Annotated in this window: 22 protein-coding genes; 7 read left to right on the top strand and 15 right to left on the bottom strand. The window is 38.0% G+C overall.

Annotated features, from left to right (window positions below; genetic code table 11):
* Positions 1 to 22: 22 nt before the first annotated feature.
* From B2W36_RS21825 to B2W36_RS21815, 3 genes are all read right to left on the bottom strand, one after another.
* A complete protein-coding gene (locus tag B2W36_RS21825; protein WP_293884871.1) occupies positions 23 to 403 on the bottom strand; it encodes a hypothetical protein in 381 nt (126 codons plus the stop codon).
* Between the two features lie 163 nt (positions 404 to 566).
* Entirely contained in the window at positions 567 to 749 is a 183-nt protein-coding gene (locus B2W36_RS21820; protein ID WP_293889554.1) for a hypothetical protein, read from the bottom strand.
* 192 nt (positions 750 to 941) lie between these two features.
* Positions 942 to 1385: a serine hydrolase domain-containing protein gene (locus B2W36_RS21815; protein ID WP_293889553.1), complete on the bottom strand. Its 444-nt coding sequence runs from the start codon at positions 1383 to 1385 to the stop codon at positions 942 to 944.
* Between the two features lie 182 nt (positions 1386 to 1567).
* Here B2W36_RS21815 and B2W36_RS21810 point away from each other — a divergent pair, with 182 nt between their 5' ends.
* On the top strand, positions 1568 to 2134 hold the full coding sequence (locus tag B2W36_RS21810) for a fasciclin domain-containing protein (protein ID WP_293884863.1): 567 nt from the start codon (positions 1568 to 1570) through the stop codon (positions 2132 to 2134).
* Positions 2135 to 2893: 759 nt separating this feature from the next.
* Here the strand turns inward: B2W36_RS21810 and B2W36_RS21805 are convergent.
* From B2W36_RS21805 to B2W36_RS21795, 3 genes are all read right to left on the bottom strand, one after another.
* The gene (locus B2W36_RS21805; protein WP_293884862.1) at positions 2894 to 4048 is read right to left on the bottom strand and encodes an acyltransferase; all 1155 of its coding nucleotides are present in this window, start codon (positions 4046 to 4048) and stop codon (positions 2894 to 2896) included.
* A gap of 78 nt (positions 4049 to 4126) precedes the next feature.
* Positions 4127 to 4690, bottom strand: a complete 564-nt coding sequence (locus B2W36_RS21800) for a Crp/Fnr family transcriptional regulator (protein WP_293889552.1) — start codon at positions 4688 to 4690, stop codon at positions 4127 to 4129.
* A gap of 181 nt (positions 4691 to 4871) precedes the next feature.
* Positions 4872 to 5096: a hypothetical protein gene (locus B2W36_RS21795; RefSeq protein WP_293889551.1), complete on the bottom strand. Its 225-nt coding sequence runs from the start codon at positions 5094 to 5096 to the stop codon at positions 4872 to 4874.
* A gap of 201 nt (positions 5097 to 5297) precedes the next feature.
* Between B2W36_RS21795 and B2W36_RS21790 the strand changes: the two genes are divergently transcribed.
* Positions 5298 to 5831 (top strand): AAA family ATPase, encoded by a 534-nt coding sequence (locus tag B2W36_RS21790; RefSeq protein WP_293889550.1) that lies wholly within the window; start codon positions 5298 to 5300, stop codon positions 5829 to 5831.
* A 415-nt stretch (positions 5832 to 6246) separates the two neighbouring features.
* On the opposite strand, the gene B2W36_RS21785 is transcribed toward B2W36_RS21790, so the two are convergent.
* From B2W36_RS21785 to B2W36_RS21765, 5 genes are all read right to left on the bottom strand, one after another.
* Positions 6247 to 7248 (bottom strand): NADP-dependent oxidoreductase, encoded by a 1002-nt coding sequence (locus B2W36_RS21785; RefSeq protein WP_293889549.1) that lies wholly within the window; start codon positions 7246 to 7248, stop codon positions 6247 to 6249.
* Between the two features lie 143 nt (positions 7249 to 7391).
* Positions 7392 to 8156, bottom strand: coding sequence for an SDR family oxidoreductase (locus tag B2W36_RS21780; protein ID WP_293889548.1), 765 nt, complete (start codon positions 8154 to 8156; stop codon positions 7392 to 7394).
* Positions 8157 to 8217: 61 nt separating this feature from the next.
* Complete coding sequence (locus B2W36_RS21775) at positions 8218 to 8955, bottom strand: SDR family oxidoreductase (protein ID WP_293889547.1); 738 nt, start codon at positions 8953 to 8955, stop codon at positions 8218 to 8220.
* A 31-nt stretch (positions 8956 to 8986) separates the two neighbouring features.
* Positions 8987 to 10075, bottom strand: coding sequence for an alkene reductase (locus B2W36_RS21770; RefSeq protein ID WP_293889546.1), 1089 nt, complete (start codon positions 10073 to 10075; stop codon positions 8987 to 8989).
* A 66-nt stretch (positions 10076 to 10141) separates the two neighbouring features.
* Complete coding sequence (locus tag B2W36_RS21765) at positions 10142 to 10732, bottom strand: TetR/AcrR family transcriptional regulator (protein ID WP_293889545.1); 591 nt, start codon at positions 10730 to 10732, stop codon at positions 10142 to 10144.
* A gap of 554 nt (positions 10733 to 11286) precedes the next feature.
* Here B2W36_RS21765 and B2W36_RS21760 point away from each other — a divergent pair.
* Positions 11287 to 13602 carry a TonB-dependent receptor gene (locus B2W36_RS21760; protein ID WP_293889544.1) on the top strand — a complete coding sequence of 772 codons (2316 nt, stop codon included), beginning with the start codon at positions 11287 to 11289 and terminating at the stop codon, positions 13600 to 13602.
* Positions 13603 to 13873: 271 nt separating this feature from the next.
* Here the strand turns inward: B2W36_RS21760 and B2W36_RS21755 are convergent, their stop codons facing one another.
* Positions 13874 to 16813 (bottom strand): M16 family metallopeptidase, encoded by a 2940-nt coding sequence (locus tag B2W36_RS21755; RefSeq protein ID WP_293889543.1) that lies wholly within the window; start codon positions 16811 to 16813, stop codon positions 13874 to 13876.
* A 302-nt stretch (positions 16814 to 17115) separates the two neighbouring features.
* Here B2W36_RS21755 and B2W36_RS21750 point away from each other — a divergent pair, with 302 nt between their 5' ends.
* Together B2W36_RS21750 and B2W36_RS21745 are read left to right on the top strand one after the other, a co-directional pair.
* Positions 17116 to 19581, top strand: coding sequence for an outer membrane beta-barrel family protein (locus B2W36_RS21750; RefSeq protein ID WP_293889542.1), 2466 nt, complete (start codon positions 17116 to 17118; stop codon positions 19579 to 19581).
* Between the two features lie 279 nt (positions 19582 to 19860).
* Positions 19861 to 20574 (top strand): DUF3667 domain-containing protein, encoded by a 714-nt coding sequence (locus B2W36_RS21745; RefSeq protein WP_293889541.1) that lies wholly within the window; start codon positions 19861 to 19863, stop codon positions 20572 to 20574.
* A gap of 95 nt (positions 20575 to 20669) precedes the next feature.
* Here the strand turns inward: B2W36_RS21745 and B2W36_RS21740 are convergent, their stop codons facing one another.
* Positions 20670 to 21038 (bottom strand): winged helix-turn-helix transcriptional regulator, encoded by a 369-nt coding sequence (locus tag B2W36_RS21740; RefSeq protein ID WP_293889540.1) that lies wholly within the window; start codon positions 21036 to 21038, stop codon positions 20670 to 20672.
* Positions 21039 to 21198: 160 nt separating this feature from the next.
* On the opposite strand from B2W36_RS21740, the gene B2W36_RS21735 reads away from it, so the two are divergent.
* Both B2W36_RS21735 and B2W36_RS21730 read left to right on the top strand, forming a co-directional pair.
* Positions 21199 to 22131 carry an alpha/beta hydrolase gene (locus B2W36_RS21735; protein WP_293889539.1) on the top strand — a complete coding sequence of 311 codons (933 nt, stop codon included), beginning with the start codon at positions 21199 to 21201 and terminating at the stop codon, positions 22129 to 22131.
* Between the two features lie 17 nt (positions 22132 to 22148).
* Positions 22149 to 23306 carry an MFS transporter gene (locus B2W36_RS21730; protein WP_293889538.1) on the top strand — a complete coding sequence of 386 codons (1158 nt, stop codon included), beginning with the start codon at positions 22149 to 22151 and terminating at the stop codon, positions 23304 to 23306.
* Positions 23307 to 23472: 166 nt separating this feature from the next.
* On the opposite strand, the gene B2W36_RS21725 is transcribed toward B2W36_RS21730, so the two are convergent.
* Positions 23473 to 24657, bottom strand: coding sequence for a glycoside hydrolase family 76 protein (locus B2W36_RS21725; protein ID WP_293889537.1), 1185 nt, complete (start codon positions 24655 to 24657; stop codon positions 23473 to 23475).
* Between the two features lie 69 nt (positions 24658 to 24726).
* Complete coding sequence (locus tag B2W36_RS21720) at positions 24727 to 25851, bottom strand: glycoside hydrolase family 76 protein (protein WP_293889536.1); 1125 nt, start codon at positions 25849 to 25851, stop codon at positions 24727 to 24729.
* Positions 25852 to 25864 lie beyond the last annotated feature (13 nt).

Raw genomic sequence — 25864 nt, 5'->3', positions numbered from 1 at the left:
ATTGCCACATGCGATTAAATATTTAAATCAATGGTGGATGGAAAATTGTAAAGATGGGATTGTACGAATAATCTTGTTTGTACTCTGGATAAGACAAACGAATGTAATCTTCGTTACTTAAGGAAGAAATATCAAAAGAAAAATTGTGGGAGTTGTCAATAAAGACTACGTCAATAATACGGGATTCAAGATTTTTTTGTTCTTTCTCCTCATGTTCGCGCATTTTCTTCATCAACACACATTGCCCACGGCAGGAAAGTGCTTTTTCATTGAAGCGATTCACACATTCATTGCGTGCGATATAATCTCTATTCAATTCAAATACAGACCATAGCCATACATTTGAAAAACTCTGTAAGAGCATCAATGGCAGTAAGATCCATATGAATTGTTTCGCCTTCATGTTTAGTTAATCCGCCAAATATAAAGATGAAAGATGGAATAAGCAAACTTATTTTTCACACAGATTTTTAACCCCTTCTATAGATCAATAATCGTACGATATATCAACTATAAGTTAGAATTGTATTAAACCAGATATAAAGTTGTTACGGAAGAACATAAAGCTAATCTGCATATTTCTTATATTCTCTTAACTCTAGCACCAAATCTCCTTCCTTCAGCAAAAGGCGCTGTTCGCTGGGAATAAACTCCAAGATGCTCCCTTCATCATCATATACAAATGTACGATCGGATTTATAGCGATAAGGAACATACATCCGTCCATTGTCTGATAATTGACCGATCAAATTTGTACCATCCGATGAAATCGTAATAGTTTGACTTCTATACTTATTTTGATAGGTTCCTGCGATCTGGCGATACTGCTCTTCGGTCAGGTCTTTTATTTTATTGAAATCAGGTAAGATGGGGTCTGTACCGTAAACATATTAAATGACTGTATTTTGTACTTGACTTAAGTTAATATTAACAGCATTGCACTAAGTGACGATACCCAGCTTTTCTGCAGGAAAATACCAGTAATCCGAGAAATAGTTTTCAATTCTGCCACCGTGAATATACCCTATTGGATTCTTAAAGTTTGCTTGTTCAATTCCCATTCCATATTCACCCTTATTTTCGGGTAGCATCAGCTCTAGGTTTTGCTTTGAAATCAACCTACCCTCACACAGGCCTGAAAGAAATATATTAAGTTCTAATGCTGTTGTCGCTATACCACCGCTGGCAGGATGATTGGAAAAATTTACTATTGAATTTCGAATATACTTATTTTGAATATGATACAATATTGCTTCGTGTTTATTTACATCTGTCTCTGCTGAGAAATAAGTATTGCATAATTTAAGAGGTTTGCATATCTTTTCCTGTAATAACGCTGCATAAGATTTCTGGTATACTTTCTCCAGTAAAAATCCTAATAGCACCTAATTCGTATTAATGTATTCGTTGGCAATATTTGGTTCAAAGCTACATTCGGCTACTCACGATACTATCTTCTTTTGCAACGTATTGTATAAAAATTTCATACTGCATGGCAATCCAAACTTCCTATTTTATCGTAAATGATCATATAAAACTTTTAAATCACATGTAAAAAATAAAGATCATGAAAATTAAATCAATCTTATGGGCAGCTGCCACTGCAGCAACATTATTGGGAAGCACTTACATGAGCCAAGCTCAAACAAAGGAAAAAACTGTTATGGTGGGTGGTGCACCGATGTATCCTTCCAAAAACATTATTGAGAATGCAGTCAATTCTAAAGATCATACGACTTTAGTTGCTGCAGTAAAAGCTGCTGGGCTTGTGGAAACCTTACAGGGGCCTGGTCCTTTTACGGTTTTGGCTCCTACCAATGACGCTTTTGCTAAAGTACCCAAAGAGGCTCTAAATAATTTAATGAAGCCAGAAAACAGGGCTCAATTAACTTCAATATTGACTTATCACGTGATTCCTGGGAAATGGAGCGCTCCGCAAATCGTTCAAGCAATTAAGGATGGCAAAGGAACCTATTTAACCAAATCAGTGCAAGGTGGCGACCTTACTTTTTGGATGAAAGGGAAAGATGTTTATGTAAAAGACGCAAAAGGTAATAGCGCAAAAGTAACGGTTGCTGACGTCAATCAATCGAATGGGGTAATCCATGTGATAGATGCTGTATTGATGCCTTAAATAGGATGTGCACAGTAGTGTAGGGTAAACGAAGAGGAGGAGCAACGGTATCATTGTTCTTTCTTTTCGTTTACATCATTCGATGTTTACAATTTAGTTAAGTTATTAGCGCTATTAATCGTGATTAGAATACCAGTATATATTTTGAAGACTATGTGTACTGACTTTTGAAAATTGCAGTTCTGTTTGTGCTGATTTCAGAAATTTCTTCAGATTTCTGCTTTTAATTTCATCATACCTGTTTTTATATTCGACATCGTTTAAATAAATATCTTTCCCATTTGTCACGCAGAACCTAAAATATATCTTTGAAGTTTTTAAGGCAGGTGATTCGGTTTCATAGTTGTAAGCATAAAATCCGTAAATATTATTTTTTAAGTACTTCTGCGGAGATGCATTTCCTTTTTGTACATATATAAAATCTCCTTCGAACCAAATTGTCATACATACGGAGAGCGCCTTTAAAATAAAAAAGCATGTACCCAAATAGATAAGCATGAAAAACATCATGATCGTAAGATGGAATATTGCCTTAAAAAATATATAGTATAATAAACTATAGCATACCAAACATGGAATAATAATGAAAAGGCTCCAACTTGTGGGATAAGGTAAAACCTGTTTGAACGTAAATACATTACTTTTAGCCATCACTAAAGATACAATATATTTTTTTTCCATTCATCTGCATCTATATACAACCTATTTTTCAGAAAAATAAACATCATAATAATCATTAGCTTACTTCATAAAAGCGGATTATCCAAAGATCCATTTTGATGCCCGGGGAATCATTTTATAAAAACAAGCGACAAAGCCCCAGGAGATCAAGAAAACAATAGCTGCAGTGACAGGGATCTTTAACGATATCGGAATCGCAAGTATGTTAGCCAGCCAATAACCAAAACCTACAACAAAATAATGTATCAGATAAATTCCAAAACCGCATTTTGTAATATTTGAAAACACCTCTCTCCATTTAGATGATTTCACCTTAAACGTTCGAACAAACAAAAAAATGGCTAATGTCATCATTAATACTTGTGGCGAACAATATAAGAAAAACAGTTCGATCTGTTCCTCACTGGAGTTCGGATTGGCTACCATCCATTTAAAACCACTAAATGTGATTCCATACCCAATACCAAATAAGGGTATACTAACTAAAAGCGTTTTGCGAAAGGACCATACTTTGAAACGATGTGTCAATATATACCCAAGCAGTAAATACCCATTAAATCCAGCAAAATAATAAAATGTACCAAAACTATTCCAAGCACTAAGACCAAATAGTTCCTTCGAATAAAATGAGTAGGCATACGGCAAAAAAAGCGTGCATAACCAAATTACAAAAAACACTTTTCGCTGCCCTGGCGTTGACTTCTCTACCCACGCAGAGAAGAAGGGCATATAAAGGTATAGGCCTATCAGCATATAGATATACCACATAGGTACGGTGTAAACATTGAACTTAATCGGAATTAAGGAAATTTGAACGAGCGCACTCTTAAAAGTTTGGGCGGCGTCTTTCGGCGCATAGGCAAATACTTCTGATATGATCGTCGAGGGAAGACCGAGTACACCCGTAATCCAAGGAAAGAGGTTATACAATACAGACCACAATAAAAAAGGAACAGCGATCCGCAGAAGACGCTTTCTATAAAATTCGCCAATGTTCATTTTGACTGGAAGCAACAACAGCCCAGTAATCATAACAAAGATAGGCACACAGGCACGGAGCAGTGAACCGTATATAGCTCCCCAATAGTTAAAATCCGGGTTTGATCGCGCTTCGGGCGACACATTAAACGGATCGGAACAGTGAATGGCAATCACCATGATTATAGCGATAAAACGCAATAGATCAACCCAGACAATTCTTTGCTGATCAAAATTAGAAAAAGAGGTTTGCATGCTCAACGTAATTTGGTTAAGATGCAAAAGTAGACAATCTGATTTTGAACAATTTTTAAGTAGTTAAAGAAATTGATGCTATTTACGCAAAGCGCAAAGTGTTACATGCGATATGCCGAGATAGGAAGCTATATAGCCTAGATTTACCCTTTGGATTAATTTAGCGTGATTTGCCATAAAATCTTCGTATCGTTTTTCGGCCGACAGATAAAATCGGTTGATTAACCTACGCTCCATCTCCACAAAGGCTCTTTGATGCACATACCGCATCCAGTTAGCAATATCAATATGACTACGACAGAGCACTTCCAATTGATCAATTGGCATAAAATATAACAACGAATCCTCGAGAACCTGAACTGTTTCACTCTCATAATCGGGCACAGGTCCGTGAAAACTATTTGTTGAATAAAGTAGATCCCCTTCTTTGCTAAACCAAGATGTAACTTCTTTTCCATCGCGTACTGTGTATGCCCGAGAAATTCCGTTCTCAACAAAATAAATATTTCTATCAATCCTATCTGGCTTTATCAGTATGGTCTTTTTTGACACACTCAGTTCTTTTAAACCGCTAAGCAATATTGCTAAAGACTCATCTCTTATGTCAAAATGCTTACGTATAGATGCGATGATATTATCCATGGAAGGCTATTTTCAATTCTTGGTAAACGACAAAGCTAAGGAAAAGCAATCTATAAAACCTTTTAAACTTTTGCACCTATAGTTTAACGAATAAGGGCATATCGCCAGATTAAAATCCAGATAATTTATCAACTTTCCGAAAAGCTCCTTGCGAATGGATCATCGCTGTTATTATAAAAAACTATGGTTTTATTTCATTGTACATAGGCTGGAACTCGCGATGCCATTTCTCCAATTTATTATTCTTAAACCGAAACAAATAGAATTCATCATCAAAAGGAATATTTCTATAGGAAATCACTTCTATGGTATCCTTATAGCTAACTTCTTTTTGCGATATTGAATAGGATGCACCCAAAATAGTAACAACCTGCGATTTAGACATCCCCAGTTCAAGTTGCTCCATCTTTGATTTCCTCATTGTGGCAATTCGGGTACCTGAACAAGCAGATAAAAATATCGTTAAAAGAGTTAAAATGGTTATAAAATTTGTATTCATATTGCTAATATAAGAAATAAAATCCCTAGATTAACGGCTAAATACCTGAGCATTATGACCATATCCTTCCAAAGCGTATAATATGAAAATAAAACTCCAATAGAAAAAATGAATCTATATATTATCACAGGCGGCCCTGGTGTTGGCAAAACAACATTGGTTGACTTTCTTAATAAAAAGGGCTTTTCAATTGTTCCTGAATCTGCTCGAGCCATCATTAAAGATCAAGTGAATAAAAATGGTGATGGCGTTCCTTGGAAAAACAAATACGTATATGCACAACTGATGTTTAAGGAATCGCTAGAGGCTCATCATCAAATTTTCAATGGTAGTTGCAATAAAACGGTCTTTTTTGATCGTGGACTTGTGGATACATTATGCTACATGAAAATGGAAAATATACCTGTAACTGATGACCAAATTAAGACTGTAAAGGATACAGTTTATAACAGAAAGGTTTTCATATTACCGCCATGGGCTGAAATTTATGAAACTGATATGGAGCGAAAGCAAAGCTGGGAAGAAGCCGTTAATACTTATTGCAAAATGAAAGATACTTATATCGATCTGGGATATGATGTAATCACAGTTCCAACTGGCTCTGTTGAGAGCAGATATAATTTTGTTTTAAATCACATATAACTTATGTTAGGATGCTAAGAACTAATGTACCAGTGAAGCGTCACTCCATTTGGACATCAAGCTGCCCCAGGGGATAATTCCCCTCTCTTCTCCGTTGGTACAGGATAGCGATAGTAGAGATAACGGCGATTAAGCACGCCACCGCTACCGTGGCATAGCGAGCGAAGTCGTATGTTTTTTTTAAGTTTGTTGTAACGCGATTGAATTGTATGCGCTATCCCGATCTACAGATCTGTAGGTTTCCTGCATAAGCTGCATTTTGTACAGGTGCTAACCCACACCATCTTTAACAGGTTTCAGTCTATATGTGAATTCCATGTCTTAGTTTCCCAATAGGGGGGGCATATCATAATTTGACTACGTTGCCCATGGGCGAGTATATATGACAAACTCAATAGGATAATCAAAAAAATTATTACTTGATTTTCAATACTACTTTTCCTTTTGCCCTACCACTTTCTAGGTACTCCAACGCTTCCTGCGCCTGATCAAACGGATAAATCTTATCGACTATTGGTCTGATTGCGCCACTTTCAATCAATTTTGTTATTTCCTCAAGTTGAGTCCCACTGGCTTTCATAAACAAAAAAGAATAGTGGATATTTCGTTGCTTCGATTTTTTTCGGATCTTACCGCTTAGCATACTGAATATAAACTTCATCATCCATGAAAACCCCATCTCTTTGGCAAATTCAGCTGTTGGCGGGCCTGAAATAGAGACAAGCTGTCCCTTTGGTTTAAGAATATTGATTGATTTTAATAGGGTTTTATTATCCTGACTGTTCAGAACATAATCATAATCTTTGAGCTCGTTCTCAAAATCCTGCGTTTTATAGTCGACGACAACATCTGCCCCTAGTGATTTAACCAAGTCAACGTTTTTACGGCTAGTTGTGGTGGCTGTTTTCAGCCCCAGATGCTTAGCCAGCTGGATCGCAAAGGTCCCGACACCGCCAGATCCCGCCTGAATAAAGACCTTTTGCCCTTTTTTCAAGTTTGCTTTTTCAAAGAATGCCTGCCATACTGTCAATCCAACCAGTGGTATAGCAGCCGCTTCTTCCATCGTAATGTTTTTTGGTTTCAGTGCAGCATCTGCCTGATCGAAGGCTATAAACTCTGCAAAAGTTCCGATGCTGAAGTCTGCCGGACGAGCATAAACTTCATCACCTACTTTGAATTTCGTCACCATTTTTCCCGTTTCAACAACTACACCTGCCAGATCATGACCTAGAACAAGAGGCATTTTGTACGGAAGCAATACTTTAAATTCTCCATTCTTGATTTTAGAATCGAGTAAATTGAGAGCAGTTGCATGTATCTCTACTAGGATATCAGTATCTTTTATCGAAGGCTTTTTTGCCAGCGAAAGCTTGAGCTGCTGCTTCTTGCCATATTGATTGATTATATACGCTTTCATATAAAATTTTTAAATGATTTTGGATGTGCTATTGATTGATACCTGAAAATATAGCTAAGAAATTACTAAAAAGAAAAGTATTCATTACCATTTCTACCGATGAATTATCGTATTCTTAGCTATAAGGTCACAACTTGACGTTACTATTTCAGCTGACTGTAGTGTTTTTTTGCATTAACAATGGTATAGGCTTTCTCAGGCATAAAACGATTGAGGAAATAAAGGACTTTGGCATCTCCAACTCGTATAGTATATGTATTATTTTTTAAACCCTGAATTAAAGCCTTTACTAATATTGCTGGACTGATTTTCTGATCAGGTCTGTCGGCTACCATAGCTGTATCTACCAAGGGTGGCAATAATTCAAAAACTTTTACGGTGCTCTGAATAGCCTGCAGATGTGACCGCAGAGATTTTGTGTAAAATGACAACGCCGTCTTTGAAGCCGAATAGGTTGCTTCCAACACGGAAGGAACAATACTTAAAATGGATGTCGTATTGATGATGGCTGCCTCACTACGCAATTTGAGCATTTCTATAAATAGATTGTTTAAGCGTATTACCCCAAAATAGTTGACCTCCATTTCATAGACCGCGCCGGTTAAGTGCTTGTTAGTTGCGATACCAAGATTAATCGGAGGAACTCCAACTCCCGCATTGTTGTAAAGGATATCGATTCCGCCCAGCTTAAAAACCTGTTCGAAAAGTGCATTTGCGTCCTCCTCTTTAGCAACATCACTTTGAAAAGTAATAAGATCTGGGAGCCGTTCTTTTACGGACTCTAATTTATCCTTATTTCTACCTGTGATAATGACTTTGGCACCGTGCTGCAAAAACTGTTTGGCAGCTTCTAGTCCTATTCCGGACGCGCCACCGGTAATAAGAATTGTTTTTCCCTGGATTTTCATTGCATTTGTATTTTTGGTAAGAAGTCACTCTGAAGATTATAAAGAGTGACTTCTTATTGAGTTAAGAATTTTCCTCAGCAGCTAATTTCGCCATCGCCTCTCCTACCGCTGCTGCATATTTTTTCACCTCTCCGACAGGAATGTCAAACTGGTTCTTCTCTAAACCAATGAATAGTTCCTCAGCAACTTCTGATGCAGGAATACCGTTCTCTCCTCCAATATAGGATGAGAATTCAGTATTTGTCAAAGGAGGATAGACTTCATAAACCTGCAAGTTTTTGTGCTCGGCATACGTGTATCTTAAAGCTACTGTATAACTATGTAAAGCTGCCTTTGTAGCGCCGTATGTTGGCAGGAATTTATGGCTCCCATAAACGGCCAAAGAAGAAATATTAACTACCGCTGCTTCACTCTTTTGTAATAAATGAGGAATCATAAGCTCGTTGAAATGTATAATCGCAAAATAATTTATATTCATTTCAACTCGCGCTTTCTCAACTGCATTGGCCTCTTCACTTAAAAGGTATCCAAAAGCTGCTCCGGCATTGTTGATGATAACATTCACATCGGGATAATTGTTTTTCAGCTCTTCTGCCACACGAATTCTGTCCGCCTCCAGAGAAAAATCTCCTTGGATTCCTACCGCTCCCGGCAGCTCTTTCAATGCATTTTCGAGACGTTCTTGATTTCTTCCATTGATAATAATGTGATTGCCTTCTGCAATTAATTTTTTGGCGATGGCCAAGCCAATTCCGGCACTGCCGCCCGTAATGAATATGGTGCTTCCTGTTGTTTTCATTTTTATTTATTTTTTTTTGAATGATTGCTTTTTATTTTAAAAATGGATAATCTGTATATCCTTTTTCTCCAGGTGTGTAAAACGTGTTCTGATCTGGCTTGTTCAATTCTGCGCCTGTTTTAAAACGCTGCACCAGATCCGGATTTGCAATAAATGGAACTCCAAAAGAAACGAGATCCGCATCCCCCTCCTGAAGAACTTTTGTTGCCGATTCCTTATTAAACCCTCGGTTGATGATAATGGTTCCGTCGTAGATTTTACGGAAATGCTTTGCGACTTGCTGTATAGCGTAGGGATTATCTGAAACGTCAGTGAATGGCTCGATGAGATGCAGATATGCCAAATCATATTCATTTAATCTGTTCACGATATAATTGTACAGTTCAATAGTCTCGTCATCGACCAGAATTCCCATAATTCCGTTAAGTGAAGGATTGAGACGAAGTGCAACCTTTCTCATATCAGCAACATTTTTGATGGAGTCCAAAATTTCAAAAAGAATCCTGGCCCTATTTTCTACTGAACCTCCATACTCATCGGTTCTGAGGTTGGAATTTTTGCTAAAAAACTGTTGTAGCAGATAACCGTTGGCTCCGTGTAACTCTACTCCATCGAAACCAGCTTCAAAAGCGTTGACCGCTGCTTTTGTAAAATCTTCTATAGTTCTCCTGATATCTTCTGTCGTCATGGGCTGTGGCTCTTGGGAAGGCTGAAAACCTGACGCCGTAAATACCTGCTGTTCTGGATTTACATTCGACGGCGCCAATGGCTTTTTACCGTCGTGCAAATCGGTATGAGAATAAGCTCCAGTATGCCATAGTTGAGCAAAAATTTTACCCCCTTGCTGATGAACGGCCTCCGTTGTCAGTTTCCAACCTTCAATCTGCTGCTTCGTGTAAATTGCTGGAACATTGATTACGCCGACAGCTTCAGGGCTTATGAATGTGCCTTCTGTGATAATAAGTCCAGCCGTTGATCGCTGCTGATAATATTTAGCCGTCAGTTCGGTAGCGCTATGCTCCTGATTGTCAGAACGGCTTCTGGTCATTGGCGCCATCACAATTCTGTTTTTGAGTTTTTGCCCGCTCAAATTGTAATTGTCAAATAATTCATTGCTCATATTTAAATTTCTATTTGTGTTAATTGTTATAAAATATACTTTTTAGTATATTTTTGCTTAAAAAAATTACAGAATGTACTGATCAAGCTCTTTCTTCAAGTCACTGATTAGGTGAAACATAGGTTTAACGGAATCTATGGTACGGCAGATGACTATACCTCCTTCTATTGCTGCGAACATTTTAAATGCAAATCTTTCCGGATTTAGCTGGGATGAAAACTCGCCACTTTTAATACCTTCATGTAGAATTTCAGACAGTGATTTCTGTCCAGCCAAAAATCTTGTAGCGATCTTTCGCTTGATTTCAGGAAAATTGTCATCCGCTTCAACTGCCGTATTAAATACCGGACACCCCCCACTTATATAAGTATCAATTGGATTTTTATAAAAATCCATAAATGCGTGGATTTTCGCCTTGGCAGTAGTTTCCCTTAAGACTGTAGCAGTAATTTTATCAGTGAGATTATTCAGTGAATACTCTATGACCTGTTCGGAAAGATCATCTTTGCCATCAAAATGTCCATAGATACAACCTTTTGTTAAATTGGTAGCTTCCAAAACATCATCGATACTGACACCAGAAATTCCCTTTTCATTGTAAAGTACTGCTGCTGTTTCAAGAATAAATTGCTTTGTTTTTTCTGCTTTAGTTGCCATGATGATATAATCTGAATAGTGAAACAATACATTTAATAGGCAGGAAACATCAGATTGCCCGTGATTGCTTTTTCTGCTTCGACTTCTTCCTGAAGTACATCCCAGTGTTCTATTATTTTTCCGTCCTTAATTTTAAATATGTCAACAGCGATGTAATTTTTTCTCTTATCGTATGCAAATATACTAAAAGGTATATTTTAAATCCAAATAAAATATACCAAAAAATTTATTTAACTCGATCTAGACCTTAAAAAATAACTTAAAACACAATTAGTAAGACATTTAAACATCTTCAAGTGCTCCCTGATGGTCCACTCACTTCATCCTAAAATGCCAATTAAATTCTATTTCAATCATCTATCAAATACGCCATCATCAATAAAATATAATTCATAAAAATTATTGTTATTATTTAGATTAATTATAAATATATTTGAATCATATCAGATTAGAAAATAGAAACATTACTAGCCATGAAAGTATTTACGAATAGCATAGTGCTAACACAAATCAATTTTGCGAGAGAAATAAAGGATAATAAGAGTTTAATAGCCATGTTGAGAACAATTGTTTTTATAACATTTTTATTTGTAGCACAGATTTCATTAGCCCAAAAGCTAACAATAAGTGGTCAAGTGAGTACTTCTGACGGGAAACCTGCTCCACAAGTTTCCATCACATTAAAAAACCATAAAAAATCTACCGTAGCTGATGAGACTGGTCAATTTAGGTTTAATAATCTTTCTCCTGGAAATTATACTGTCGTCGCATCTTACGTCGGATTAAAACATCAGGAGCAAGTTGTTTCACTCGCTGAAAATGATATGCGAATTGACTTTGTTCTTTCAGAAGATAGCCGAACGTTACAGGAGATCATCGTAAACGGAAATTTCAAGACAACAAAAAAAGAATCAGAGTTTATATCCCGTATGCCTCTAAAGGATTTAGAGACACCACAAGTCTATAATATCGTTGGTAAGGAAATTATGGAACAGCAGATTACGACAGATTATAAACAATCGTTACGTAATATTGCTGGAGGCGGTGTTGCCTATGGATTTGTCAATAACGGATTTGCTTATACGGTGCTCCGCGGTTTTTGGACTGGTGTGCGGATGCGAAATGGCGTTGCATCCTCAAATTGGTCGGGTATTGATCCTGCCGTTGTTGAACGCTCAGAAGCAATAAAGGGGCCTGCGGGGACATTGTATGGCAACAGTACGACTTCTTTTGGCGGACTTATCAACCTGGTTACAAAGCAACCTTTTGAAACCGCTCGAACAGCAATCGATTATACCCTTGGAAGCTACAATCTCCAACGTATTGCGGCGGATGTAAATACACCGCTCAAAAGCGATAAGTCTGTATTATTTCGCCTAAACGCGGCTTATCAATCTGAAAATACTTTTATGGACTGGGGGTTCAACAAGCGGTACGTTGTGGCACCATCCTTTCTCTTTAAGGTCAATGAAAAGCTGAATATTTCGCTTAATACGGAATTAACAAATGCCAAAATGAGCATGCTTCCTTACATCGATTACAGCGCATTGGGTTTGAAAAACATAAAAGAACTTCCACTCAAACATAATCAATCGCTGGGAAGCAATGATGTTATCTTTGATGGTGGTGGGATAAATATCTTCACAAAAGCAGATTATCAGATTTCGGACAATTGGAAATCCACGACTATCGCTTCCTTAAATAGCAATAACATTAATGAGGGCGTATATACGCGAGCTCGTTTTTTATCGTCTACCCAAGTGGAACGAACAGCAAGCAGTTCGGCAACAGATGAAAATGTCTACCAATTTCAACAATTTTTTAATGGTGATTTTATCTTGGGTGGTCTAAAGAACAAGGTTGTCCTAGGACTCGATGTGTATCATTATAACGCTGTTGATAAGGGATATGTGGGCGAAGAGTATAAAGATGTTATTACGATTACAGAAGCCTATTCCCCGCTATCGCTAGCAAAAATCAAAGCAAAGCGGGAGACACTGATAAACGGTTATCAGACAACAAAAAGTTCTGTTTATGCAGCATACGCTTCAAGTGTAACCAATTTGACGGATAGATTGTCAATACTTCTAGGACTGCGGGTAGACCGGCTGAATAATAAGGGAACCGCAGTTATGCGGGGTGATTTTAACGGCGGTTATAATCAGACTGCAGTATCTCCCAAATTTGGGGCTGTCTATCAATTATTAAAAGATCAGTTTAGTGTGTTTGGAAATTACACCAATGGATTTCAAAATAATGCTCCTGTCAGACAGCCTGATGCAACGCTGTTTAACGTGAAGCCTACTACCGGAAATCAATTGGAATTCGGGCTAAAATCATATTTGTTTAACAGTAGATTGAGTGCGACAGTCAGTTTCTTTAACATTGCCATCAACAACGCTGTACGGACAAATCAACAAGGCTATACCTTCCAAGATTCTAAGCAGAAAAGTAAAGGTTATGAGGTCGATCTACAAGCAACTCCTTTTGACGGATTACATATTACTGCCGGATATGGCTATAACAAGAACACTTTCACTAACAAAGATGAAAATGGCCATGATGTTACCCGTAGAAACTACCTGCCGGCTGACTACGGCAATCTGTGGTTGACCTACAAATTTTCAAATGGTATTGCTCAAAACTTTGGATTGGGCGGTGGAACAAATTACGTTGGTGAAATCAATAAGTATACGCTTGATCCAAAAACTGATGCATATTTTCTAACCGACGGAACAGTATTCTATGAGCTTTCTAAAGTTAGATTGGCGCTCAAGATAAACAACATTGGTAACCAAAAAATTTGGGGAATAAATGATAATCCATTACCGACGCGAAACTTTGTAGCATCAGTGAAATATCAATTTTAAAAAAGTTGCTCCATCTTCGATTTCCTCATTGTGGCAATTCGGGTACCAGAGCAAGCAGATAAAAAGGTCGTTAAAAGAGCTAAAATGGTTAAAAATTTAATTTTCATAAACCTAATTTAAGCAATAAAATCATTAGATTAATGGCGAAGTACTCCATTATTGCGGTTATGATATTCTAGCTGATCGTAAAATAGCGCTAATGAATAAAAAAGGGGCCATCAAAATAGATGTGCCCCGATAAACTATAACATTGAATATTTTTTTATTTGGATCAATATCCAAATATTTCATCAAGAGTTAATTTTTTAACATTTCCCAACCCAGACATCAGGCCCTCATTTAGGTCCTTTTCATCGCCTACAATGCAATAGATATACGGTTTATGACTGATATTATCGTTATGGAATGCTTTTAGATCTGAAAATGTCAGCTGAGGAAGCTTCTCAAAAATTATCTTTCTAGCATCTTCTGTAAGTCCACGACGTTGTGCGGCCAAATAGCTGGAAAGAATGCCTGCGCCAGTAATCCGTTCACTTGCCAACGACTTTAGTAAATTGGTGCGAATTGATTCTAGTCCTACCTTTGATTCTGGAAGCTCATTCAAAAGCTCATTCATACCGCTAACGGCATCTTTAAACTTATCAGATTGTGTTCCTATATACGCGCCCACCATACCGTGATTTTGCTTCTTTTGAGGCTGTCCATAGTAAGCATAAGTGGTGTAGGCCAAAGCTTTGGATTCACGCAGCGTTTGAAAAACAATACTTCCCATGCCGCCTCCAAAATAACCGTTGAAGAAAGCCACTGTAGGTATTTGGTTTTTATCAAATAATCCGGAATTACGAACCCAGAAAACTTCTGCCTGCTTCATCGCATACTGGGCAAACAAGACTTTATTTTCGTTTGTAGGCTTTTCCTCAAATTCTATACCTTTCTCAATCGCTGAATAAGGTAAATCATGTTGTTTTAAAGGTTTCAGATTTTTCACTAGATCAGTCACCTCTTGGGGGCCATAATATAGGATGCGATGTTTGGCATTTGCTAGATGATGTAACACAGCTACGAGTTCAGATGCCTTCAATCCGTCAAGTTCCTGATCGGTATAGGTGTAGTTAAATGGATTTTTGGCTCCATAACGTGCATACGCTTTTAATCCTTCCATGATGGATGCCTTATTCTCCTTGGCATTAGCCCGCGACTTTTTGACGCGTTCAATATATGCTTTGAACGCCCCCTCGTCTACCACGCAATTGTGCATAAGATCGTGCAACAGGGCAATGGATGCTGCGAAATTACTATTCATCCCTGAAACAGAAACGCTACTTTCTTCATTTCCCGAAGAGACCGAAAAGTCTGATGCCAATTTGTAGAATGCCTTGCTAAAGTCTTCGCTACTCTTATCTTTGGTACCCAAAAACTCCAAATATCCCACCGCAAGGCTTAATAATTTATTATCCCAGCTTCCAAAATCAAAATGATAGGTAAGGCTAAACAACTCATTATTTTTATTTTGAACGGCCAACACATCGATATCTTTCAATTTTGCTGTTGACATATCTTTTGCAAAATCAATCCATTTAGGTTTGATATCCTGCTCAGGCATCGCGTTAATCTGCTTCAAAAAGGCGGATTCAACATTTCGGTTAACAGTAATCGGCGTAATAGTCGGTTTTACTACTTTATCCACCTTGTCATCCTTTCCTTTTTGTTTATAGATAGCAACATAGTTCGCATCAGAAAGATACTTATTGGCAAAACGTACGATATCTTCTTTTGTAATTTTTGATAATCGATCGGTATAACCTAATTCTTTTGCCCAATCAATCTCCGATGTGAAGCCTGACATGAGCTGCTCCGCAGTGCTACTATAGTTATCGAATAACTTGATCTGCGATTTCTTTTCATTATTAACGATTGAGGTCAGCAAGTCATCTGAAAACTGCCCTTTTCGCAATTTATCAAGCTCGCTCAGCAATAAGTTTTTGACATCATCCAGACTTTGTCCGGCACCGGGGTTCCCCTGAAGTATCAACATCGAATAATCTTTCAATACGTAGGGAAATGCACCTGCACCCAATAATTTCTGTGATTTAACTAGATTTAGGTCAATCAATCCCGCGGATCCATTGGTCAGCACATTTGCCATAAGATTCAGCATTTGCGCATCAGGATCAGCCGCCCCTGGAAAACGAAATCCCATCAGCAGATATTCCGCTGTAGGTCCCATGACAGTTCTAGTAACGGGACTCGTAATCGCTTGTTCCTTTTCAAAAGTGTAGGCTGGAACAGCTTTAGGTTTCATTGTGGAAAACGACTTGTCAATACGTTGAATAACATCGTTGGGATTGAAATCACCCGACATAATCACGCCCATATTATTGGGCACATAATAGGTCGTGTAATATTCCCGTATTGCTTTTAGCGAAGGGTTTTTAAGGTGTTCTACAGAGCCCAATACCGTTTGTTTTCCATAATTATTTTTCGGAAACATGGCCGCAAAAATAGTTTCTATAGCTTTTCTATTGTCGTTATCCAGACTGATATTTTTCTCTTCATAGACGGATTCCAGCTCGGTATGGAATAAACGCAGTATGGGATTCCTGAAGCGTTCGGCCTGAACCGTTAAATATTTGTCGAGCACATTATTGGGAATGTCTTCCACATAGACGGTCTGTTCAAAAGATGTAAATGCATTGGTTCCCTTGGAGCCCATACTACTCATCAGCTTGTCGTACTCATTCGGAATCGCATACTTAGCTGCTTCACCGGATACGCGATCAATTTCTTTATAGATCGCCGCCCGCTCATTAGCATCCGTTGTATGATTATATTTCTCATACAGATTGTCAACCTGATCCAACAATGGTTTTTCTTTCGACCAATCGAGACTACCAAATTTGTCGGTACCCTTAAAAAGCATATGTTCAAGATAATGCGCCAATCCGGTATGGTCCTTAGGATCTGTTTTACTTCCAGCCTTGGTCGCGATGTATGCTTGAATACGAGGCTGTTTGTTATTCGGGCTGAGGATGAGAGTGAGACCGTTTTTAAGTTTGTAGAAACGGGTACGAACGGGATCGTTGGTCACATACTTATAGGCATATCCACCTTCAGTGGAATCTTTCCATACATATTTATCTACCTGGGCCTGGATGCCGGTCGTAATGAACAATAGCGAAATAAAGGCTATTGTTTTAAATTTTCTATTCATAATTGGACGTGATTTTTTAATTGACAACTTAAGGCAACTATCTATACAAGATTATTTACAGCAATAATCAAAATTAGCAGCCACAAACACAAACACCCTTTAATAATTCAAGAAAAAAATCTCAAAAACACCACATAGACGAGAAAAAAAACAAAAATAGCAGTATTTAACCTTACCCCCATTCATTTTTTTTGTTTAGAAGTCATTATATCATATGCAACATTCTTTCGCAAAGATCGACTAACTAGTAGCTACTAATTAAAACTATCGTCATCAAAGCTTAGCGTAAGAAACTTAAATTTATGAATGTACTAAAACAAATTTTTCTGCTTGTCCCATATCTACTCTTCTTCTCTCTATCTCATGGTTCACATCATACAGCTTCTACGGCCACCATCAATGCTGATGATTCGACTTTTAGTGTTAAGGGCAAAATAGTGGATTCAATTACCAATGAAGCGGTTCATCTAGCTTCAATATACCTATATGAGCGTACAAGTGATAAGGCTCCAATAAAAGCAACGATGACAAATGAAACCGGTGACTTCCAACTGAGGCACAGCACTTCGTTTTACATGACAATAAGCTATATGGGATTTCAGCCACAGACCAAAAGAATTGAGCGTATGAATGCGAGCGATATCAATATTGGTATAATAAGACTGCAAAAAATTGAAAATAAGCTTGAAGAGGTGGCCGTTTCTTCAAAAAAGCCTACGCTGGAACTTATTGTCGGCGGATATAAATTTAACACCGACAACAATGTCATCGGAAACAACACAAACATGGCAGAGCTGCTCAAGCAGGTGCCCGGATTGACTGTGGACGAGCTGGAAGGTAAATTACAATTGCTTGGAAAGGGGGCCACAGTGTTGGTTAACGGCCGCAAAGTCAATATGGGCGGTCGGGATCTATTAAATTACCTAAAATCCCTGCCGAGCAACGATGTCCTCTCAGTTAATGTGCTTACAAGCCCGGGCGCAGCCTACGATTCATACGGTGATGGAGGGATCGTAGATATCAGACTTAAGAAAAATACCATTCTGGGTTTCTTTGGTTCTGCCAGTGCCAGTATTTCTACACTTTGGGGCACAGAAGAATCAATGAATCTTAATCTTAGAAAAAATAAGTTTGAAGTTTCATTGGGGTATAATTTTTCATACAATGAAGACCAACATAGACGGAATGATCTCATAAAAAACTACTACTTACCGGATTCAACTTATCTCTATAGGCAAGAGCAGGTTAGCCATAGATCCCAACGGACGCATGCAATCAAAACCAATACACTTTATCATATTGATTCGACGAGCACACTTTCTTTTAATTATTGGTACGCTTACTTTTATGGAAAATTTCCAAACGAACGGGACGCAGCTGTCTATAATCAGAAAGATGAGTTTCAAAGGAGAATTGAACAGCGTGATTTAATTTTTTTAGACAATCATTTCCATATCGTCGATCTTATTTATGATAAAAATTTTGAAAATAAAAATAAGCTCTCGATTGGTCTGAATTATTCTACCTATTCCAATGAGAATAATACGTCATTTTGGAGAAAGGCTTATGATTTTTCCGGCATCGGAATAAATTCATCAGAAAACAATAGTAGAAATTTTATCACGACCAGACCCTATGAAATCTGGACATTCAATGCTGATTATATAAATAACATTGGAAAGGACATCGATCTAAAATTTGGGGCAAAATACAACAGAGCAAATACAAATAGCTTCTTTAAGGATTTAGCAACAAATGGAAATATGGCGGATACAGAAGGAAATAAGGAAGATGAACTCCAATATAACGAGAGGATACTTGCCGCTTATGCTACGATGAGCGGTAAACATAAAGGCTTCTCGTTCGATGTGGGTTTGCGACTGGAATCATTCGACTATTCACTGCGATCCATTTCAAGAAGCGAACAGATAAAAGATAATTATATTAATTTATTTCCCAATTTTAATATTCGACATAATTTAGATGAGAAAAACAGTATTTCTTTATCGGGGAATAGAAGAATTGAACGGCCTGGTTACAACATGCTCAATCCATTTGCAGTGACAGATAATCCGATCTATTTTACCAATGGCAACATTTATTTAAAGCCTTATTTTGCCAATAGACTGGATCTCCAATATTCACATCAACTGAATGACAACCACTCCGTCTTACTCTCTTTATATGGAAACTCTTCAACCAATATGTTTGCGTATGTGTCGAGATACAATCAAGAGGTGGCAAGTCCAGAGTTTAACTATTATAATGATCATAATCAGCAACAGGTTGGAGGCTATCTCATGTTGCAAAACAAATTTGGACGCAAGGTGAATATCAGCACCTACCTATCGCTTCAACGTCCGACGTTCAAATCGAACAATTCAGAAGATATTTTGTTACCCGGAAGCCTAAACTTCAACAGCTCAATCAATACTCTTATCCATATATTCCCAAAGACTACGATTCAAATACTTGGGTTTTATGCTTCGGTACGCAATAGTTTCCAAATGAAATATGGCCCCTCAGGATATATAACGACTGGGTTGCAACAAAAAGTACTTAAAGACAAGCTGAACATATCCTTAACTATTGAAGATATTTTTAACTTACAAAAATTTCCTATTTCCAGTTTAGGTAACGCAATTGCAATAGCGTCAATAAACAAATTATCATCAAGATATGCAAAAGTGAGTGTGAGTTACAATTTTGGAAAGACCTTCTCGATTAAAGAGACAAAAAAAATGGAAAAGGATTCGAGAATAAATTAGCATGTGCGTAAACAGGAGTGACAACCGAGCAGTAAAACTACACTCAAGTGTAGCTTAATTTAGCATAAACTCCAATATTTTTGATCGATATAACAACCGATACCAAATGAAACGCGCAAAAGACATGAATACCAAACAAGATGCTCTTCCTATTAATCTGTTCACCTTTAAACCGTACTAAACATTTTTTTATCGCAATGTTGTATTTTAGTAATAGGAAAACTTCTTCCAGGTATGCACGTATGTCTCGTCACCTGTATCAACCCAAAAAACACTGATATGAACTGTAAAAACTGTGGAGCTACCATTGCTTCTAAATTCTGTCCAGATTGTGGTCAACCAGCGGTTCTTAAAAGAATAGATGCCCACTACATTGCTCATGAAATTGAGCATGTACTTCATTTTGAACGGGGTATATTGTATACGATTAAAGAACTTATTGTCACTCCCGGCCAAAATGTAAAAAAATACATTTCGGAAAATAGGAGCCGGCTAGTCAAACCGATTATTTTTATCATTGTGACTTCGTTGATCTACTCCATTATTACTCACTTTTTTCATGTCGAAGACAAATATGTATTTTACAACGAAGCTAAACCGTCCACTACTGGAGTGCTATTTCAATGGGTGCAGGGACATTATGGTTATGCCAACCTTATCATGGGTATGTTTATTGCTTCGTGGATTCAACTATTTTTCAAAAAGTACAATTACAACTTTTTTGAAATATTAATCTTATTATGCTTCGTCATGGGAATGGGCATGCTTATTTATGCCGTGTTTTCCATTTTGCAGGGTGTTACTCATATGCGCATAGCTAATGTTGGTGGCATTGTCGGCATCGTATATTGCTCTTGGGCAATAGGACAATTCTTCGACGCTAAAAGGGCAGGAAATTATTTGAGAGCACTGGCTGCCTATATTTTAGGATTAATCACATTTTCAATAACGGTACTTCTATTGGGTTTAACCATCGATTATATTATTGGTTAAAGTTACGGCTTTGCTATGTGGTCAGGGCTAGCGTATCCAGCAGCCCTGTTTCCATTTTATATGATTTCAATGTCGAAGGAATAATTTGCAACGTATTACACTTGCTTTTCCATCAGTTTTCTATGTTTACCGCCCCAATTACTCAATTGCGACCAAATAGGTACTAATTCCTCAGCAATTGCTGTCAGTTCATAATCTACTCTATGAGGTACTTCGGCATATACAGTTCGGCTGATAAGCCCCTCCTTTTCAAGTTCCCTTAACTGTAATGTAAGCATGCGTTCGGTGATGCCGTTAATTCTGTCACGAAGTTCGCTGAAACGTAATTTTCCGCCCTCCAATTTACATAAGATCAATAATTTCCACCGCCCTCCAAGCATACAAACGGCGTATGTCAGATCGCATCCTTCTACGATAGATTTCTCATTTTGCATATTAGTTGAGTTCTCTTTTCTCTTTCCCATAACTTACAAATTTGTTCGTATCACACAAATAGCTGCTTTGTGTGTAAATGTATCATTTCTGCTTAGTTTTACTCAAAATTGAAGATACAATATGAAAAAACTCATCGGAATATTTATAATATCAATGTTAATTTCTTGTAAAACGACAAAGACTACCACAATGCAAACAGTTAAATTTACGCTGGAAATCAGTAAAATCGTAGATGAACTCAGAAAGATTCATGTTTTTGACGGCAAAGACATTTTAGATATGAGCCGAAAAGGCTATGAGACTATGGCGATTCAGCTCGGTGGTAAAAAGGAAACGATCAGAGTAATCGAAGAATTTGATATTCCTAACGATCCCCACGCTATTCCTATCCGAATCTATAGACCAAACGGAATGCAAATCCAAAAATCTTCCGCTATCATATTTCTTCATGGAGGTTGGTTTGTTTCGGGAAATTTTGAAACACATGATGCCATGGTTCGGCAATTAGCTAATGCAACAGGTTCCGCTATTATTTTTATCGACTATAGGCTAGCCCCAGAATACCCATTTCCGGCTGGACTTGATGATGCTCATTTTGCCAGTGAATGGATTATTAAAAATGCAGATGATCTACATTTGGACAAGGACAAAATCGGTATCGTCGGCGACAGTGCAGGTGGTGCATTGGCTGCAAGTATTTCAACACAACTAGGCCAACAATTTAGATTTCAAGTGCTCATCTACCCTGCTGCAGATAATAGCCTGGATACACAGTCGTGGAAAGTCTATAAAGACGGTCCTATCATTAACAGGGAGGAAGGTGTTAGGGCTTGGAACTGGTATCTGAATACCCCAGAGAAAAAAACAAATCCATTAGCAATCCCCATACGAATAAAAGATTTTAAAACTACACCTCCGACACTGGTTTTATTAGCTGAACACGATCCGCTAAGGGATGAAGGATTAGTGTTGGCAGAAAACATGAAAGCCTCTGGAGTTCCTATCAAAACCCTGTTTTACAAAGAAATGACCCATGGTTTTATGCATATGGGTGCCCTATTAAAAGAAACGAAAGAAGCTATTGTCGACATCGCCGAATTTACAAAAGAACACACTCAATAAATCTCAACTGATTTTTCATGAAAAAGTACGCATACATCGGGGCTTTAGGATTTTTAGCTGTTATAACCACAGAATTTGGAATCATAGGCATACTACCCCAGCTTGCAGATTATTATCGTATAAGCATTGATGAAGCCGGATATCTACTAGGTGCTTTTGCATTGGTAATTGCCTTAACAGGACCTTTTATGACCTTATTTTTTTCTAGGTTCGAACGCAAGAGCGTCATGCTGTTGGCGATATCAATTTTTCTGCTTACTGGAATAGTTTCTTCCTTCGCTCCCCCTTTTTGGTTATTGATGTTGGTGAGAATTTTACCTGCATTTTTGCAACCTGTTTATATTGCTACAGCATTGTCAGTTGCGATAGCACATGGCAATAAACAAAACGAGAACGAAATGATGAGTATTGTGTTTAGCGGTGTAGCGCTGGCTATGGTTACCACAGTGCCTTTCTCCACGTATGTGGCAAGCTATTTATCTTGGGAATACTCATTTATGGTACAAGCAGTCATTAGCTTTGTAGCACTAGTCGTTATCTACGTGCTTCTTCCTTCGATGCCTATAAAAGAGAAAAAATCTTATGGAAGCCAATTAAAAATATTGACCAAACCAAAGTTCATTGTTAGCACAGCGACGAATTTCTTTATGATTTCAGCCTGGTTTTCTACCTATAGCTACTTTGCTGACTACTTGAATAAAGCAAAGAATATGGATAGCACAATGATCAGTTACATGTTATTCGTGTTTGGAATGATTGGCATACTGGCAAATTGGTCAGCAGGAAAAATGCTCAATAGAGATGTAAAATTTACGACTGCATTTTTTCTCTCAGGCACTATCTTAGTCCCTATACTATTAAACTTTTCTGGAGGTAATACCCTTGCAACAATTTTTGTCATCATTTTATGGGGCTTTCTCTATTCTCCAAGTTTTCTGAATGCGTCAACCTATATGATTTCTTCAGCGCCAGAAGCAATGGAATTTGCAAACAGTCTAGCTACATCATTTGGAAACTTAGGTATAACTGTGGGTACAACTATCGGAGGATGGATTATTGTTAACAAAGGTGTAGCCTATACTCCTTGGCTTACCTTAGTATTTGGTGCACTCGCTTATTTCATGGTATTATTTAGGGGATACCTGGAGAAAAAGGAGGCTAAAAAGTACATGTAAAGACACGCTTTGGTGTAGCGTATATTTTCAGTTTGTCCGTTTAGATAATAACGGACAAACTGGACTGCACCCAATCAAAATATTGCAGCTTAGCCACTAGGTATAGAAAGAAGGTAAATATGTCTATGTCTGCGTCGACACAGCTTAATGATGGAACTAAGCTTGCCTAATACCCTAGCTGCGCCAAACGTCCGTACATCTCCACAAAAGCACATTGATCTAATAGCCACTTAGATTTCTGCTTTTTCTCCAATGTCCAATCAACATCAAACAGTCCATATTCATCCCGCATATTATCCCATGCCCTGTCGAGGTTTTTAGCAAAAATGTCAAGATATGTTTTATTTCCATCCTGTACAAATAGACTGACATATCCTCGCATCATTACGGCATGGAACCATAAATTGCTGTTCTTTAAAATTGGAAAATCGCTTTCCTCCGTAGTGCGAAAAAAATAGGCTAAACATGCTTTCGCCAGCACTTGGGCGTCTTGAAGATATTTTTTTTCCTTCGTCAGCTTATAAAGCAATGCTGCAGCCTGCAACATTTGCCCTGAATTATATGAATACTTGGCTTTACCTATATTTCCATTGAGCTGAATATTATCCCAATACAGGTTATCCATTGGATCTTGCAGTGCTGCTTTCGTCCACGCATACAAACGCCGTCCCTCATTCAGGTATTCCTTGTCTTTCGTTGCTTCAAAGAGTTTAAGTGCGAATACTGCTGCAGGAGCGTTTGAGCAAGTGTTTTTAGACTCTTTCTTCTGCTCGCACCAATAGATTCCACCTCCAAGCTTTTCATCTTCACCACTTTTTACAAAAGTCCAGATCTCTTTTGCATGCTTTAGGTAATTCATCTTTTTTGTCTGCAAATAGCTATCGGTAAAATCAATTCCGAGCCAAACGTTGTCATCATAAAATCGGTCTGACACTGGAGCAGAATTAATGTAGGAAGCATATCCAACAGGCATTCGCGTGTGATCTCTATATTCCAATAGCCCAGGCAATACCCGCTCGTCCAATATCTTTTGGTATAATGCTTTGTTCGTTGGCAGTTCCATCACGCTATTGACTGCCGAAAAACTTCCCGAGAATGGCCATAAATAGGCATATTTCTTTTGTGCTGCGGCTTGCTCTGGATTGTCAAGATAATCTGCTTTGAAGCTTTGGTCAAAAGGAAATTTCTCTGTTAACAGCTGGTTGTTGGCATTTCCATATTTAGCATAAATAACAGTTAAAGTTTGTTGGGCTCTTTCGGCAGACTGTCCTTTATTGCGCTGGGCATTTCCGGTGAGATAACATAAGCCTGACAGTAACACGGTGGTCGTTATTTTAGTAATTTGTTTCATCTGTATCTCTACTTTAAAGAAGCCGTTGCGAACCTTACGAAAACGCAAGGCTTCTTTTCATTTATTCAATTATTTTAGTTTATTCTGATAGCTTGCCAATCCTTCAAACAACATGGCCGCACTTGCATAGGCTGTAAGCTCACTATTACCTAAGGGTGGCTGTGCCCAGGAAGAACCAAAGAACAGCGTGGGCAAATTTGTCCCCTTGGTCCAGGCAACCTTACCATTGTTGACTAAAAACTGCTCAAACTTATTACGGTATGCTGTGTCAATTCCCTCCTGACTTAAATATTCTACGAAATATCGTATAAATATTCCTTTAAACAATGCGCCATCACCATTTCCTTCATCGCGTAGAATATTGTTCCCTCCATCAATACATCGGGTAATGGTGTAGTAACTAATTTTTTGTGCGTCAATCAGATAAAGCTGATCTTTTGTAATCTTAAATAGTTCAACCGCAGTACCGAGTAATGTTCCTTGGTTGTAACTAAGCGTCGTCATATCTACATTGCCCGACTGACCATTGATATTATCATAAACGGCACCTGTTGAAGGGTTGTATAGGGTTGCTTTTTGCCACTCATAGATCTTTTTAGTCCAAGCGAGATACATCTCATCTTTTGTCAGGCGATACAACCGAGCTGCTAAAATACTAGCTGGCCCATTGGAACAGGCATTTTTGCTATACTGCATATCTTTGCGCCAAGCTAACCCACCGCCTGCATATTGTTCATTCCATGCACCAACGATATCCGTCCATAGAAGTAACACAGTGTCGAGGTATTTTTGCTCTTTGGTAATTTCATACAAGCGCAGTATGGTTAATGCATTCCATTCCATATCATCATAGAACACATTATAGTAGCTGTTTCCATTTTTAATCTTTACACCATCGAACCATTTACCGAAATAGGCACTGTATTTGGCGTCTTTAGTTCGTAAATAGGCATCGATGACGACGTCCATGGCATGTGCATTGGGCCAATACTGAAATCCTACATCAGATTGATTGATCGCATTGTTAAAATACCCAGACTCATTCCAAAATCCGGCAATCATCTTATCGGAAACCTGTGTTGCAATAGCTTTCCAGCTTTCCTGTACGGTGTCTTCTTCCGTATAGCTGTCTTCAATTTTAGTACATCCGAAAAGTAGAAACACTATGGATGACAGTATAATCAATTTATTCATCAGGTCTTCTCCT

The sequence above is a fragment of the Sphingobacterium sp. UBA3549 genome (genome assembly GCF_002376635.1).
Lineage (GTDB): Bacteria > Bacteroidota > Bacteroidia > Sphingobacteriales > Sphingobacteriaceae > Sphingobacterium.
This window is presented reverse-complemented; position numbering and strand designations above follow the sequence as displayed.